This is a genomic window from Micromonospora sp. NPDC049529 (assembly GCF_055586685.1).
In genome coordinates this window covers 108,278-121,389 of sequence record NZ_JBVJHT010000023.1, presented here as the reverse complement: position 1 = coordinate 121,389, position 13,112 = coordinate 108,278, and the positions used below count along the sequence as shown (strand labels likewise).

The 13,112-nt window shown below is 73.2% G+C and carries 10 protein-coding genes; 2 read left to right on the top strand and 8 right to left on the bottom strand.

What is annotated here, in order from left to right:
• Nucleotides 1-138 precede the first annotated feature (138 nt).
• The 5 genes from ACZ6QQ_RS31570 to ACZ6QQ_RS31550 form a co-directional block, all read right to left on the bottom strand.
• Nucleotides 139-288 carry a hypothetical protein gene (locus tag ACZ6QQ_RS31570; RefSeq protein ID WP_465881252.1) on the bottom strand — a complete coding sequence of 50 codons (150 nt, stop codon included), beginning with the start codon at nt 286-288 and terminating at the stop codon, nt 139-141.
• Nucleotides 289-292: 4 nt separating this feature from the next.
• Nucleotides 293-1,792: an FAD-binding oxidoreductase gene (locus ACZ6QQ_RS31565; RefSeq protein ID WP_465881251.1), complete on the bottom strand. Its 1,500-nt coding sequence runs from the start codon at nt 1,790-1,792 to the stop codon at nt 293-295.
• A gap of 316 nt (nt 1,793-2,108) precedes the next feature.
• A complete protein-coding gene (locus tag ACZ6QQ_RS31560) occupies nt 2,109-2,591 on the bottom strand; it encodes a discoidin domain-containing protein (protein WP_465881249.1) in 483 nt (160 codons plus the stop codon).
• A 47-nt stretch (nt 2,592-2,638) separates the two neighbouring features.
• The gene (locus tag ACZ6QQ_RS31555) at nt 2,639-3,643 is read right to left on the bottom strand and encodes a MerR family transcriptional regulator (RefSeq protein ID WP_465881248.1); all 1,005 of its coding nucleotides are present in this window, start codon (nt 3,641-3,643) and stop codon (nt 2,639-2,641) included.
• A gap of 6 nt (nt 3,644-3,649) precedes the next feature.
• On the bottom strand, nt 3,650-4,318 hold the full coding sequence (locus ACZ6QQ_RS31550) for a HEAT repeat domain-containing protein (protein WP_465881247.1): 669 nt from the start codon (nt 4,316-4,318) through the stop codon (nt 3,650-3,652).
• Between the two features lie 108 nt (nt 4,319-4,426).
• Here ACZ6QQ_RS31550 and ACZ6QQ_RS31545 point away from each other — a divergent pair, with 108 nt between their 5' ends.
• Nucleotides 4,427-5,308 (top strand): hypothetical protein, encoded by an 882-nt coding sequence (locus tag ACZ6QQ_RS31545; protein ID WP_465881246.1) that lies wholly within the window; start codon nt 4,427-4,429, stop codon nt 5,306-5,308.
• A 39-nt stretch (nt 5,309-5,347) separates the two neighbouring features.
• Here the strand turns inward: ACZ6QQ_RS31545 and ACZ6QQ_RS31540 are convergent, their stop codons facing one another.
• Together ACZ6QQ_RS31540 and ACZ6QQ_RS31535 are read right to left on the bottom strand one after the other, a co-directional pair.
• Nucleotides 5,348-6,028, bottom strand: coding sequence for a hypothetical protein (locus ACZ6QQ_RS31540; protein WP_465881245.1), 681 nt, complete (start codon nt 6,026-6,028; stop codon nt 5,348-5,350).
• A 209-nt stretch (nt 6,029-6,237) separates the two neighbouring features.
• Nucleotides 6,238-9,510 (bottom strand): hypothetical protein, encoded by a 3,273-nt coding sequence (locus tag ACZ6QQ_RS31535; protein WP_465881244.1) that lies wholly within the window; start codon nt 9,508-9,510, stop codon nt 6,238-6,240.
• Nucleotides 9,511-9,659: 149 nt separating this feature from the next.
• Between ACZ6QQ_RS31535 and ACZ6QQ_RS31530 the strand changes: the two genes are divergently transcribed.
• Nucleotides 9,660-12,683, top strand: coding sequence for an RNA repair domain-containing protein (locus ACZ6QQ_RS31530; protein WP_465881243.1), 3,024 nt, complete (start codon nt 9,660-9,662; stop codon nt 12,681-12,683).
• A 71-nt stretch (nt 12,684-12,754) separates the two neighbouring features.
• Here the strand turns inward: ACZ6QQ_RS31530 and ACZ6QQ_RS31525 are convergent.
• On the bottom strand, nt 12,755-13,112 hold a 358-nt coding region (locus ACZ6QQ_RS31525; protein WP_465881242.1), incomplete at its 5' end, for a hypothetical protein.

Below are 13,112 nucleotides of genomic sequence, written 5' to 3'. Positions count from 1 at the left end.
GTCCCCCCCCCCCCCCCTTCCCTCCTGTGGCTCCCCCCCTCGGGGACATGCTCTCCCGGGGGGGCCCCGCGCGGGAGACACCCCCCCCCCCCTCCCCCCCCCCCCCCCCCCCCGCGTCATCGGGTACGGGAACAGCGGTCAGCTGGCCGTGGCGACCGGGACGGACGTGGCCCCGATCTCCTCGTGCACCGGTTGTCCGGGGTCCGGCCGCACGTCGATCGGGCGATCGCCGAGGTCGCCACAGCAGTGGTCCGTCGAGCAGGTACGGTCGCCCGTCGAGGTCGACACCGCGTCAGCATGATGCGGGCGGGATGCTCTGCTCGTACTGGAAGACGTTGTGCGGGTCGTACTTCGCCTTGATCCGGCGCAGCCGGTCGACGTTGGACCCCCAGTAGGCGGTCTCCCAGTCGGCCATGCCGATGTTCGGCACGTTGACGTAGGCGCCGTTCACGTAGGGCCGCAGCGCCTGGCTGAACTCGGCGATCCAGGCCTGGGCGATCGGGGTGGTGGCGTCGCCGGTGTCCGGCTCCCCACGAGTGCCCCATCCGGCGCCCGGCTCGGAGTAGAAGAGCGCGTCGCGATGCGGGAACGCCGAGCCACCGGGGGGCTGGCTCGTCTGGGCCCCTGTGCCGAACGCCTGGGTGAAGAAGTTGCTGTCCTCCGAGGGGGCGTTCTCCATGAACGTCCGGATCAGGCTGATCGCCTCGCTCGGGAACGGCTCGCTGGTGAACTGCGAGAAGAACTTCCAGTTCGCGGGCTCGTCCTCGGTCGGTACCTGGAATCCGGCGTAGGTGTCGCCCCAGCCCCCGGTCTGCACCGTGACCTGCGGGTCGCCGACCGAGAGGACCGATCCCAGCAGTTCCCTCGCCTCCGCCTCCGAGCCGTCCACGAGAACCCCGAACAGCAGGATCTGCGACTTGTGGATCTCGAGTTGGGTCCCGAGCCGGTGGTCGGCGAACGGCGCGCTGCGCTGCCAGCTGTCGAAGACCCCGTGCAGGTCGTCGAGTCCCTCCCAGCTCGCCTGCAGGTACGCGACGCTCCTCAGTGGTGTCACCCGGTAGGTGAGCGAGGTGACGATCCCGAAGTTGCCGTTTCCCGCCCCGCGCAGCGCCCAGAGCAGGTCCGGGTGACTGTTCAGGTCCACCTCGATCGCCCTCGCACCGTCGGCACCCGACGCGACGACGATCTCCGCCCCGATCAGGTTGTCGCAGGCCATGCCGAGATAGCGGGTGAGGAAGCCGAAGCCACCGCCGAGGGTCGCGCCGGACAGCCCCACGCTTCCCTCCGTTCCGGTCGTCACCGCGAGGTCCTGCTCCCCGAGCGTGGTCACCGCCTCCAACTGGTTGAGCCCGGCGCCGACCGTCGCGGTGCGCGTGGCGGTGTCGATCCGCGCGGACTTCAGCTCGCTGACGTCGATCACGATGCCGTTGTCCACGTTCGACCAGCCCTCAAGGCTGTGGCGGCCACTGCGCACCCGCAGCGCGACGTCGTTCTGCCGCGCCCACGCGAGGGCGTTGACCACGTCCCGGGTTTCCTGGGCGAAGACGATGACCAGCGGATAACGAACGAAGAGTTCGTCCCAGCCGAGGCTGGCACTCGCGTACCCCGGGTCCTGGGGACGGACGATGCGGCCGGTCAGCGTCGCCGGCGAGCTTCCCCCGCCGGAGGACCAACCCGGGCCGTCGTCCGCCATGGCCGGGGTGCCGCCGGCGACAATGCCGGGGAACACGACCGCGCCGGCGCCAACGGCCGCCGTCGCCTTGAGTAGTTCGCGCCGAGACAGGTCGTGCATGGTTCCAAATCCTCTCGACCGGGTTACGCCACCATCCGACTCGGCGAGCTCTTGCCCTCCGACTGGCGCCCGACTCAAGGTAATACGGGGGCCTTCTTCCGGGACATGAGACTTTGTCCAGAAACCCGGTTGGGTGACGTTGACGCTTCGGTTGCGCCGCAGAGCGGATACCGGTGCCGCGCGACCTGGTACGTTCCCGCCGGTGCCGTCGACCCGAACGGCCCGGGAACCAAGGCGTCCCGCCGTCGTACGAACGCGCGTGCGGCGGGTGGACCCTCTCGGGACCCATCCGCCGCACGGGCGCGGGGCGCAGGCCCTACACCGCGTACACCTCAAGTTCGTTCACCCGTACGAAGCCCGTCTGGTGGCTCGGGCCGCTCCGACCGAGAACCCGAACGAGCCGCGTCGTCCTGGCCGAGAAGTTCACGGTGACCGCGAGCTGCGTGTTACCCGTCACCGAGCCGACCGTCACGAAGCCGACGCCGTTCCACACCTGCACGTCGAAGTCCCGGATCGGGTAGCCCTCGCTGGTCAGGACGACCACCCGCCGGATCGTCTTCTCGACACCGAGATCCGCCTGGACCCACTCCGGGATTCCCGGTGGCCAGGTGCCCGCGGTGTTGGCCCAGCTGTACGGGGCACCCATCCGGGTGTCCCGGTTGCAGTCGGTCACCCGCGACGGCGAGTAGTTGGGGTAGACGCTCGACGCGGACGCGGTCGTGCCGCAGGCGAGGTTCTCGTTGCCGGTGCCGCCGTCGCATCGCGGGTGCCCGGCGCCCGACCGGGGCGCTCCTGACACGTGAGCACGTCCCGCCACCGACCCCGTCCCATTCGGGGAGGCATCCGCTAACGCGCGTCGCGCAGCTGGAGTATGTATGTCGCGGTCAGCGCGACGACCCGGTCGTCGTCGTGTGACAGGTCGGCGAGGGCACGTGACGCCGTAACCCCCGGGATGTCCGCGAGCGCCTGGGTCAGCCGTCGACGTGCGGCCGACTCGACGCTGTCGTCGCCGAGGCGGTCGACGAGCCCGGCGGCGATCCGGTCCGCCAACGCGGGATCGCTCGCCAGCGCGCTCAGCGCATCGGCCGCGTCGACGTCGTTGACCTCCCCGACGACCATGTCCACGAGGGTCGGGACCGCGTCGGCCACCCCACGTGCCCCGAGCGCCAGGGCCGCGTACCGGCGGACCACGATGTCGGGGTTCCCGAGAGCGGCCCGCAACAGTGCGGTCGCCGTACCGGTGGGGATCTCGGCGATGGACTGGACGGCACGTTTGCGCACCTCGGCCGCTGGTGCGCCGAGGCCCTGCGCGAGCAGCGCCGATCCCGCATCGCCCGACTGCGCCAGAGCCCATCGCAGGGCTCCGGCGACGTGCGGGTCCGCCTCGTTCAACGCCGCCTCGACCAGCGCCTCCACCGGCACCGAGACCTCCTCGACCGAGGACAGGGCGGCGCGCTGGCGCTTCCCGGCGCTCTCCGACCCCAGCGCGTGGAGCAGCGCGACGATCTGGAGGACGTCCTCCCAGCCGACGGGTTCGGCGGCATCGATCCGACGGAGCCGGGTGAGCAGCTCGGTCTCGGCCGCGATGCGTTCCCGCGTCTGACGGATAAGGTCGTCGACGAGCTGTGCGGGCGTGAAGCCGGGATCATCGAGCGCACGCCCGACGTCACGCAGCGACAGCCCCAGTGACCGCAGGCTCTCGATGTGGAAGATCCGACGGATGTCCTCACCGGAGTACTCCCGATAGCCGGCGTCGGTACGACCCGTCGGCCGTACCAGGCCGAGCGAGTCGTAGTGCCGGAGCATGCGGGCGCTGACCCCGGAGCGTCGTGCCACATCACCGATCAACACTGCCGGTCACCCCTCCTCGTCGGTCCTGCCGAGAGCCACGACGCGCTTCGCCTCCTCGATCGCGAACTCGAATCCGGCATCCGGGTCGCGCAACAGCCGTTCCGTGGCGATCCCGTGCTGACGTACCCCGGGGTCGGGATCCGTCATCGCGGCGCGCAGGTGCGGCATGATCACCTCACCGAGCGCGATCATCGCCCGGCTGAGGCTCAACCGCGTCTGACGCTCGCCACGCCCGAGCTGTGTCGCCAACACCGCGGCCAGCTCAGGCTCCTCACCCTCGGGCACCAGGACGACCGCCGCCCGCCACGCGCTGCGCGCCACCTCGTCGTCGGCGTCGGTCAGCAGTGCCCGGGTGATCGCCGGCCACGCCCGCCGGTCCCCGATCTTGGACAGCGTGTGCAACGCCTGGCTCCGTGCCTGCGCCCGGTCCGAGCGGAGTTCGTCCAACAGCTTGGGAACCGTCAGTGCCGCTGGCTGGCGGGTGAGTGCCCAGGTGAGCATTTCGCGTACGTAGAACTCGGGCTCGATCGCGCATCGTTCGACGAGCGCGTCGACGAACCTCGGGTCGGGGGTGGTGCCGACAGCCAGCGCCGTACGCAGCCGCACCGACGAACTGTCGCTCGCCAGCCCCCGCAGAGCTCGAACCGTATCCGGGTCCTGTTCCGGCATGGCCATCGGGACCACCTCCCTGACACAGTGAAGACCTTGTCACTGTGTCAAGGTCAAGCGGGCCTCGGCCGCGGCCGGCGGGAACCGCATCGTCGTTCTCGTCGTCTGACCGGCATGACGACACGGACATCCCGTTTGGGCCTGGCGGTAGCCGCACCCGCGCTGCTCCTGCTGACCGCCTGCGGCCCCCAGTCGAGCGTCGGAAGCCCGCCTCCGGCGGATGCCGGGTCCCCCGACGCCGACACCCTCCTGCTGCGGATCGACCACACCGGCGGCTTCGTGCCGGTCGAGACGATCCCGAGCCGTCTACCGGTGGTGTCGATCTACGGCGACGGTCGGGTGATCACCCAGGGGCCGACGACGCTCGTCTATCCGGGCCCCGCGCTACCCAACCTGCTCCAGACGGTGATCCCGGCCGACGCCGTGCAGACGCTGCTCAAGAAGGCACAGGACGCGGGGGTCGGCACCGCGACGGACCTCGGCCAGCCGCCGGTCGCCGACGTACAGAACACCCGGTTCACGCTGGTCACCCCCGAGGGCACCAGGACGCTGGAGGTCCTGGCGCTCGGGATGGAGGACGTCGGCGGCCTGAGCGACGCGCAGAAGGCGGCCCGCAAGAAGCTCTCCGACCTGGTCAGCGAGTTGAGCGACGTGCGTACCACGCTCGGTGCCGACAGGGTCGCGGAGCCGGAGCCCTACTCGCCGGTGACGATCGCGGCGATCACGAGGCCGCACGTGGCGCAGCCCGACCCGTCGCTGCCGACCCAGCCCGCCGTGGCCTGGCCGGGGCCGGCCGTTCCGGGCGACAAGCTCAGCCCCACCGTCGACCTCGGCTGCGTGGTGGCCACCGGCGACGAGGCGAGCAAGGTGGTCGACGCGGCCCAGAAGGCCAACGCCGACACCCCGTGGGAGTCGGCCGGCAAACAGTGGAGGATCGTCTTCCGGCCGCTGCTGCCCGAGGAGACCGGCTGCGCCGACCTGGCCGAGCAGAGCTAGTGCCCCGACCGCGGCCGGTGCGACACGTACCGGCCGCGGTCATCCCGTTTCCCGCGCCCCTGTTCCGCCGGACCGACCGGACCGGCGCGAGCGCCGCCACAGCAGCAGCGCCGCGACCACGACGACCAGCGCACCGCCCGCGACGCCGACGACCCGGACGGCGGCGGCGGCGCGCCCACGGCGGGCTCCGTCCGGGGCCACCGCGCCGCTGAGGACCCAGTCGTGGGAGTCCGTTGCCGAGTCGTACACCGCGTGCTGGCCGCCGGGGCCGCTGGCCACCGCGCGGTACGCGGGATTGAGGTCGGTCAGCATGCGTACCGTGACCGTAGCCGTGCCGACCGGTCCCGGGCACGTGTAGTCGACGGTCGCGCCGGTCCTGGCCAGGGCTCTCGGCGGTTCGACAGTGCCGGCGCACTGTCGTCCGCCGTCCGCGACCGTCATCCGCTTGAGCAGGTAGGCCACGAGTTGTGCGGATGACGCGATCAGCGCCGGGTCGGTGCTGCGGTAGTCCACCGCGCCGTCGAGCAGGACGCGGTCGGCCGGCAGCAGGCCGAGCGAGATCCCGAGCAGGGTCAGGTCGTCGGGGCCGCCGACGCGCCAGCGTACGTGCACGACCTCGGGTCGGTGCTCGTCGAGCGTGATGGCCACGATCTGCGGATCGCCGAACGGGTGCGCCTGCGCCGGGACCGGTACGGCGGTGACGAACGCGGCGATCGCCAACGCCGTCAGCGCGAGGGCTCGCGCCGCCGCACGGCGGCGACAACGTCCGGGTGAGGACAAGGAGGTGCTCCGGATATCTCAACAGCAAAAGTGGATCATCCCCGACTCTGCCGAACACGAGGAAACGCACAGGTCCGGACCGGCGATCAGCAGTGAACAGCGGTATGAACACTGGTCGGCGAGGACACCGACGACCAGGTTCCCGGCGGTCAGCTCATGTCGACGGCGTACGCCTCTTCGCGTACGTCGGCGTCAGGGTGACGGCGTAGCCCGATCAGCAGATCCCGCCACGGTGCCTTCCACCCGAAGCCGGCGCCGTGCCGGACCAGTGCCACCGCGAACAGCCCACCGGCGAGGTCGCCGCGCTGCGCCAGTCGGGCGACGGTGCCGGTGAGGACTGCCGGGTCGGGCCGCTCGTGGAGGCCCCGCAGCTGGGCGTCGACGTGCGCGGCCGTGCGGCTGGCGAGGACGGGCCGGCCCGCGCACAGTCCGGCGATCTCGTCCAGATTGTCCAACCGGCCGAGGTCGAGCAGCAGTCCGGTGGCCGTGCCGACGAAGGCGGGACGGCCGGCGAGCCACCGTGCCGAATCGACCAGTGCGGTGCGGTCGGCACTGGCCGGCCGGCTCTGGGAGCGGACGACCGCACCGCGGGCGAGAAGGTCGACGCGACGTCGGGCCGGACGGTCCGCGACCGGATCGCCCGGATGATCGTCTTGCGCGTCGTGGGCCACCAGCCGGGCCAGCGCGGCACCGAACACCGGGTCTCCGCCGGCCCTCAGCAGGTCGGCGACCTCGATCTGCACCATCGTCTCACCGAGGTCGGTCAGCCGGTCCACCACCAGCTCGGTGACCCCGTCCAGCCACGGCCACCACTGCCCGAGCTGGCCGAACGCCGAACGCCGGACCTCCCGGTCGTCGGCACGGCAGGCCTGCACGATCAGCGCGCCGTAGCGCGGACGGTGCCGTTCCGGAATCGTGTACGGGTACACGCTCAGCACCGCACGTCGCTCCTCCCGGCTGCCGTCGACCGCCCTACGCAGGATCGTCCAGCTCGCCTCGGTTCGCAGCCGCTGCCGGGCGGCGGAGACGATCGCCGCGCGCACGTCGCGGTGCGCGTCGGTGTTCGTGTACGCGTCGAGCAGCGTCGCCATCACCCGGGGCGGCCCGTACCGTGCCAGCAGTCGGGCCGCCTCCTTCCGACTCGTGATCTTCGCGGCACCGGTCACCACCTCGCCGAGCGCGTCGACCAGCCGGGACGGCGGGACGTACCGGGCGGCCCGGGCGGCCGCGTACAGGGCGACCCGCGCGCGGTCGCTGTCGGCGTACCGGAGCAGCACCGGCAACGCCTCGTCCGGCCGGTCGGTCCGGACCAGGGCGCCCAGCGCCGTCTCGGCGATCACCACTTCCGGGGAGTCGAGGTGACGCAGCACCAGTTCGCGGCCGGCGCCGGGGACACGGGCGGCGGTCCGGATCGCACTCGCGCGCTGCCAGACCGGCTGCCGGGTGTCGGTGACGATCAGCTCCTGTAGGTCCACGAAGCGGGCCTGCTGGCGGGGCAGCCAGCGCTCGGCGTGCAGCGCCCAGCCGGGCACCCACCCCGTCCCCGCCTCCACGAACCGGCCGCGCGGGCGGCGGTCCAGGGCCCGGTCGAGCAGGTCGGTGCGGGAGGAGCAGATCGTCGCCCACACCTCGTGGATCGTCACCGCCGACGCGTCGGTTTCGAGCACCTCGGCGACCCGGTCCGAACGCGTACGCGGGTCGTCGAGCCAGAGCCGGATCGCCGTCCGGCCGACCGAGGGCAGCGTACGCGGGCCGATCGCCCGACGCAGCAGGTCCTGGAGCTGCGGCAGCCGCCGGGCGCGCTGGCCCAGCGCGTGGGTGAGCGCGAAGAGCGGACCGTACCGGCCCCGGGCGATGCCGGCCTCCACCCAGCCGCGCAGCCGCTCGAAGACCATGGTCTCCTGTCCCCGGCGCAGCGTCGTGTCGAAGCGGCGCAGAACCGGCACGCTCGCACCGGTACTGACCAGGTCGATCGTGAGCAGCGCCCACTCGCGCAGTTCCGGCACGGCGACGTGGTGCTGGAGGACGTCGGCGGCGAGGGTGCTCAACGCCGACGTGGTGGCGGCGGACGCGTCACGGGCGTCGACGGCGTCGGTGGTCAGCTGGGTGAGCCCGGTCGCCGTGTCCACGGTGAGCAGTGGTGCCACCCTCGCCAACGCGGTGAGCGCGGCTGCGCGTACCGGATCCTGCTCGTTGCGCAGCCGGCCCAGCCGGTGGATCACCTCGGCCACCGCGCGCGGGTCGCGGGAGCGACGGGCGGCGCCCACCAACAACGCGTAGCCCCGCGCCCGCTCGTCGGCGTCGCCCGAGCGCAGCGCGACGTCCAGCGCGGCGGACGCGTCCGGCCAGGCCAGGTACGCACTCCAGGTGCATACCTCGGACTCCCGCTCGCGGGTCCGCGCCAGGCCGAGCACCCGGGTCGCCTCGCGGATCCGGGCCGCGGCCGGCAGCGCCTCCATGATCTCGGCAGCCGGAATCAGCATCGTCGTGTCGGCCTCGGCCAGCGCCCGCTGGTACAGCTCCCCGCGTCGGGACGGCGCGACGGCGGCGAGCAGCGCCGCCAGCGCCCGGCTCCGTTCACGGAACCGGCCGGCCAGCGGCGCCAGCTCGTCGGTGGGCAGCGCCGCGAGGCGGCGCAGCAGGGCCGGTGGCACCGTGGTCCGGTGCAGCCAGGTCGCGCGGCCCGGCGTGGTGAGCAGGCGGGCGACGCGACTCGGGTCGTGTGCCGCGAGCATTCCGTACGCGACGAGCGGGCCGGGCAGCGACTCCTCGGACGCGTACCGTTCGAGCAGGTCGAGTGCCTGTGCCGGGTCACACCGCAGCACCGCACCGGCGGCACCGCCCCAGATCCTCGGGCGCAGCTCGGGCGGGGCCGTGGCAAGCCGCTCGCGGACCCGGTCCATCAGTGGACCGGGGTGCCGCCGGACCAGCCGCTCAAGGTTGAGCGCGTGCTCCAGTTCGGGCAGCAGTGCCCGTACCGTCTCGGTGCCGCAGGCCGGCAGCAGCGCGGCGGCCTCCTCGTCGCCGAGCCGGAGACGGACATCGGTGATCAGCGCGTCGGCGACAGCCGGCGCACACCTACGACGCAGCGTCCGGTAGACAATGCGCCGTTCGACCGCCGGCCGGTCGGCGACGTCGCCGACCGGGATGCCGGCACGGAGCGCGCCGGTGAGCGCGGCGCCCCTGATCGACGGCTGTGGGTCGTGTGCGGCGACGGCGACGGCGTCACTGTCCCTTGTCACCAACGCGGCGACCAGGGCGAGATGGCGCTCGTAGGGCCCCTGCTCGCGCAGGTCGGCGCAGACCCGGGCCCGGTCGGGCGCGGTGCGCGCCCATTGCGCGAGGCGGTTCATCCGGTCGCGGTACGGCAGCGGATCGAGCGAGGTCAGCAGAGTACGAGTGGCGGCGAGCACGGCGATCATTGTGCCCCCGAGGACACCGGGACGAGATCGATTATCGCTCCGCCCCCGATACGTAACCGGCTTGCGGTGTCCGCCCCCCTCGGTAGGGTGAGCGGACAGTCGAGGGCGATGACCAGCGTCGACGTCTCCGTCCGGTCGCTGGAGGGAAGATGCGCACCAGCGAGCAGATCTATCACCGGGTCCGGTGGGATCCACGGTTCGACCCGGCCCGCTTCGTGTTCGGGGTCAACCAGCACGGCACCGCACCGAAACGCGTACCGCTGTCGGCCTTCGTACCCGGTGGCGACATTCCCTGGCACCGGGTGCTGTTCGTCGAGGCCGACGGCGAGGTGGTCTGGGACCGTGCCACGGGTCTGGATCGGGTCGACGCCTCGGGCGCCGGTCGGGTACGCGAACCGCGTCACCTCCGGGCACCGTTCTTCGCCGCGCGGCAGCCGTACGCCTGGGACGCCGTGGCCGACCGATGGCGCCCGGTGTCCGGTGCGGCCAACCCGGTCCCGGCCCCGCCGGCAACCCTGCGGGTGCTGACCTGGAACACGCTGTGGGACCGGTTCGACAGTGATCGGATCGACACTGCCCGACGCCGGCCGCTGCTGCTCGCCGCCCTGCGCGAGGCCGACGCGGACGTCATCGCGCTCCAGGAGGTCGAGGCCGAACTGGCGGCCCTGCTGTCCCGGGCCGACTGGGTCCGGGCCCGTTACACCCTGAGCACCGACCCGGCCGGGACCGACCTCGTCGACAGTGGACTGCTGCTGCTCAGCCGGCTCACCGTGCGGGAGGCGGGACACCACGTCCTCGGGCCGCACAAGGCGGTCGCCGCCATCACGGTGCAGACCGCGGCCGGTCCGCTGGTGGTGGCCGCCACCCACCTGAGCAGCGATCGCTCGGACAACGGCCCCGCGCGGCGGCGGGCCGAACTGGGCCGGCTCGGCGAGGGGTTGGCCGGCGTACCGGGCGACCTGGTCCTGCTCGGCGACTTCAACGACGGCCGGTCCGGTCGGGAGGGGCCGGCGGGCGTACTCGGGCTGCGCGACGCCTGGACGGAGGCGCACGGACCCGACGACGCGACACCCACGTTCGACCCGGTCGGCAACCCGCTGGCGGCGGTCTCCGCACTCTCCGGCCGCGCCGCCCGACTGGACCGGGTCCTGCTGAGCCCCGGCCCCGCCGTCACCGGGGCCCGACTGCGGGGCGACCGACCCGACCCGGACGGCCGGTACGCCTCCGACCACTACGCCGTGCAGGTGGACCTGAGGCCGGGCGGGACCGCAACCGGACCCGTCGGCGTCGTCGACCTCCCACCGACGGCCCGTACCGCCGTGGCGTGGCTGCCTCCCCGGGAACTCCGGCCCGTCATCGAGGACATCCGCCGCGAGCACGATCCGCAGTTCGACCGTTGGCCGCCGCACGTCAACCTGCTCTTCGGGTTCGTACCCGAGTCCGCGTTCGAACAGGCGATCCCCCTGCTCGCCTCGGCCGCTGCGCAGACGCCGGTGTTCACCGCCCGGCTGGCCGGGGTACGCACCTTCGCCCACCAGACGGGTACGACGGTCTGTCTCGACCCGGCGGCGGACGACCCGGCACCCTGGCGGACCCTGCGCCACGCGCTGGAACGCCGGTTTCCCCGCTGCCGGGGTCGCCTCGACGGCTTCACCCCGCACCTGACCCTGGGACGCTCCCCCGTCACCGGCCGGGTCGCCGACGGCGGCGGATCAGCGAGCGCGAGGCGGATCACCGACGGCGGGGCATCACCGAGGGCGGGGCGGATCGCCGACGGCGGTGGGTCACCGACCGGCGACGCGGTGACCCGGCTCATCGCGGGCCGGGCGGCCCGGCTGGCGGGCCGGACGGCCCGGGTCGGGGAACTGGTCCTGCTCTCCCGCCGGGGCGACGAACCGATGCGGCCCCGAGCCACCATCGCCCTGGGCACGGGCGAGGTCCGGTGGCTGCCCGAGCCGGGGCCCGATGCGCCGGCCGAGGACGATCCGACGCCGGTGGGGGCGGTCGTCGCCCGCGTCTCGGCGACGCTCCGGGAACGGTACGCGGGCGTCGTGCACGTCGTCGGCTCGCGCGCGATGGGCGGCGCGCTGGCCGGAGCCGACCTCGACCTGGTGGCGGCACTGCCCGGCACCGTCGACATCGCGGACGTACGGGCCCGGCTGACCGCCGCCGTCGCGAACCTCACCGGGGTACGCCTGGTGACCGGTGCCAGGGTGCCGGGGCTGCGGTTGCGCGTGGGCGAACTGGACGTCGACCTGAGCGTGGTGGGTACCGGCGCACTCGCCCCCGGTGACGCGGTCGACCGGCGGGCCGAACTGGGCGAGGCGGCCGCCGTGGCGATGAGCGCCGTCAGTGACGCGGCGGCGGTGCGCGCGGCAACGGAGGAGGTGCGTCCCGGGTTCACCCGGTTGGCCCGCCGGGTCAAGGCGTGGGCGCGGGCGCGGGGGCTGGACTCGGCGCCGTTCGGCGGGCTTCCCGGCCTGGCCTGGACGGTGCTGGCGGCCCGTACGGCACTGGCCGAACCGGACCTGTCCCGGGTAGCGCCGACGATCCCCGGCACCTCCCCCGCCACCGCTGACGGACCAATCGCCGACGCCCTGCTCCGGCGGTTCTTCGAGACCTGGGCGGCTTGGGACTGGCGGGAACCGGTGGAACTCACCCCGACCGGGGCGCGCGTACGGGCGGCGGCGGTCTCCGTGCTGACCCCCACCGCACCGGTCCGTCTCTGCACCGAGCAGGTGGGTCCCGGTTTCCGGGACCTGCTCACCGAGGAGTTGTACCGCGCCTGGGAGCTGCTCGACACGGCGTCGCGCGACGGCGGGGAATTCTGGCCGGAGTTGCTGTCACCGCCGGCGTTGCACCGTCGGCACGCCGCCTGGGCGGTGCTGAGCGTGCTGCCGGTCGGGGGCGAGGAGTTCGCCACGACCGTCGGACGGGTACGGGGCCGGGTCCGGGCGCTGCTCACCGCGTTGGAGGAGAACGGGGTGGTCGACGTACGGGCGTGGCCCCGTCCGTTCGAGTCCGGTCCGGCCACGGCCCGGTACGCGATCGGACTCGGCCGCACCCCACCGGACGCCGACGAACTCGCCACGGTCACCGGGGCGTGGTGCAGGGGCCTACCCGGTGCCGAGGTCGCCTGGGCCGAGGGCGGTGCCGTCCCGACACCACGTTGAGCGTTCCCGGACGCTTGCCGGCCCCGGCAGCCTGGACGGCGCCCGGAGGCGGAACGCCGAGAGTGGACCGGTCAGGGGATGTTGAGCAGGCTCGGGGTGAAGCTGCCGTCGCCGTTGGAGTAGGCCAGCGGCACCCGGGCCCAGCCGACGCCACCCATCGCGGCGAGGTCGCTGAGGTCGTCGCCGTCGAAGTCCCCGGCGACGACCCGGGCCCCCGATGTGGCGGCGTAGCCGGGGAAGGTGGGGTACGAGGTGCTGACCACCGAGAATCCGCCCGCGCCGTCGGAGAAGGCGACCGGTGTGGACGTCCAGCCCGACGCACCGGCGACCACCAGGTCGGCCCGCGGGCCGGCGTCGACGGTGCCGGCGAGCAGCTTCGCCCCACCGGTCTGCGCGAGCCCCGGGAAGCTCGCGACGGGCTGGGTGACG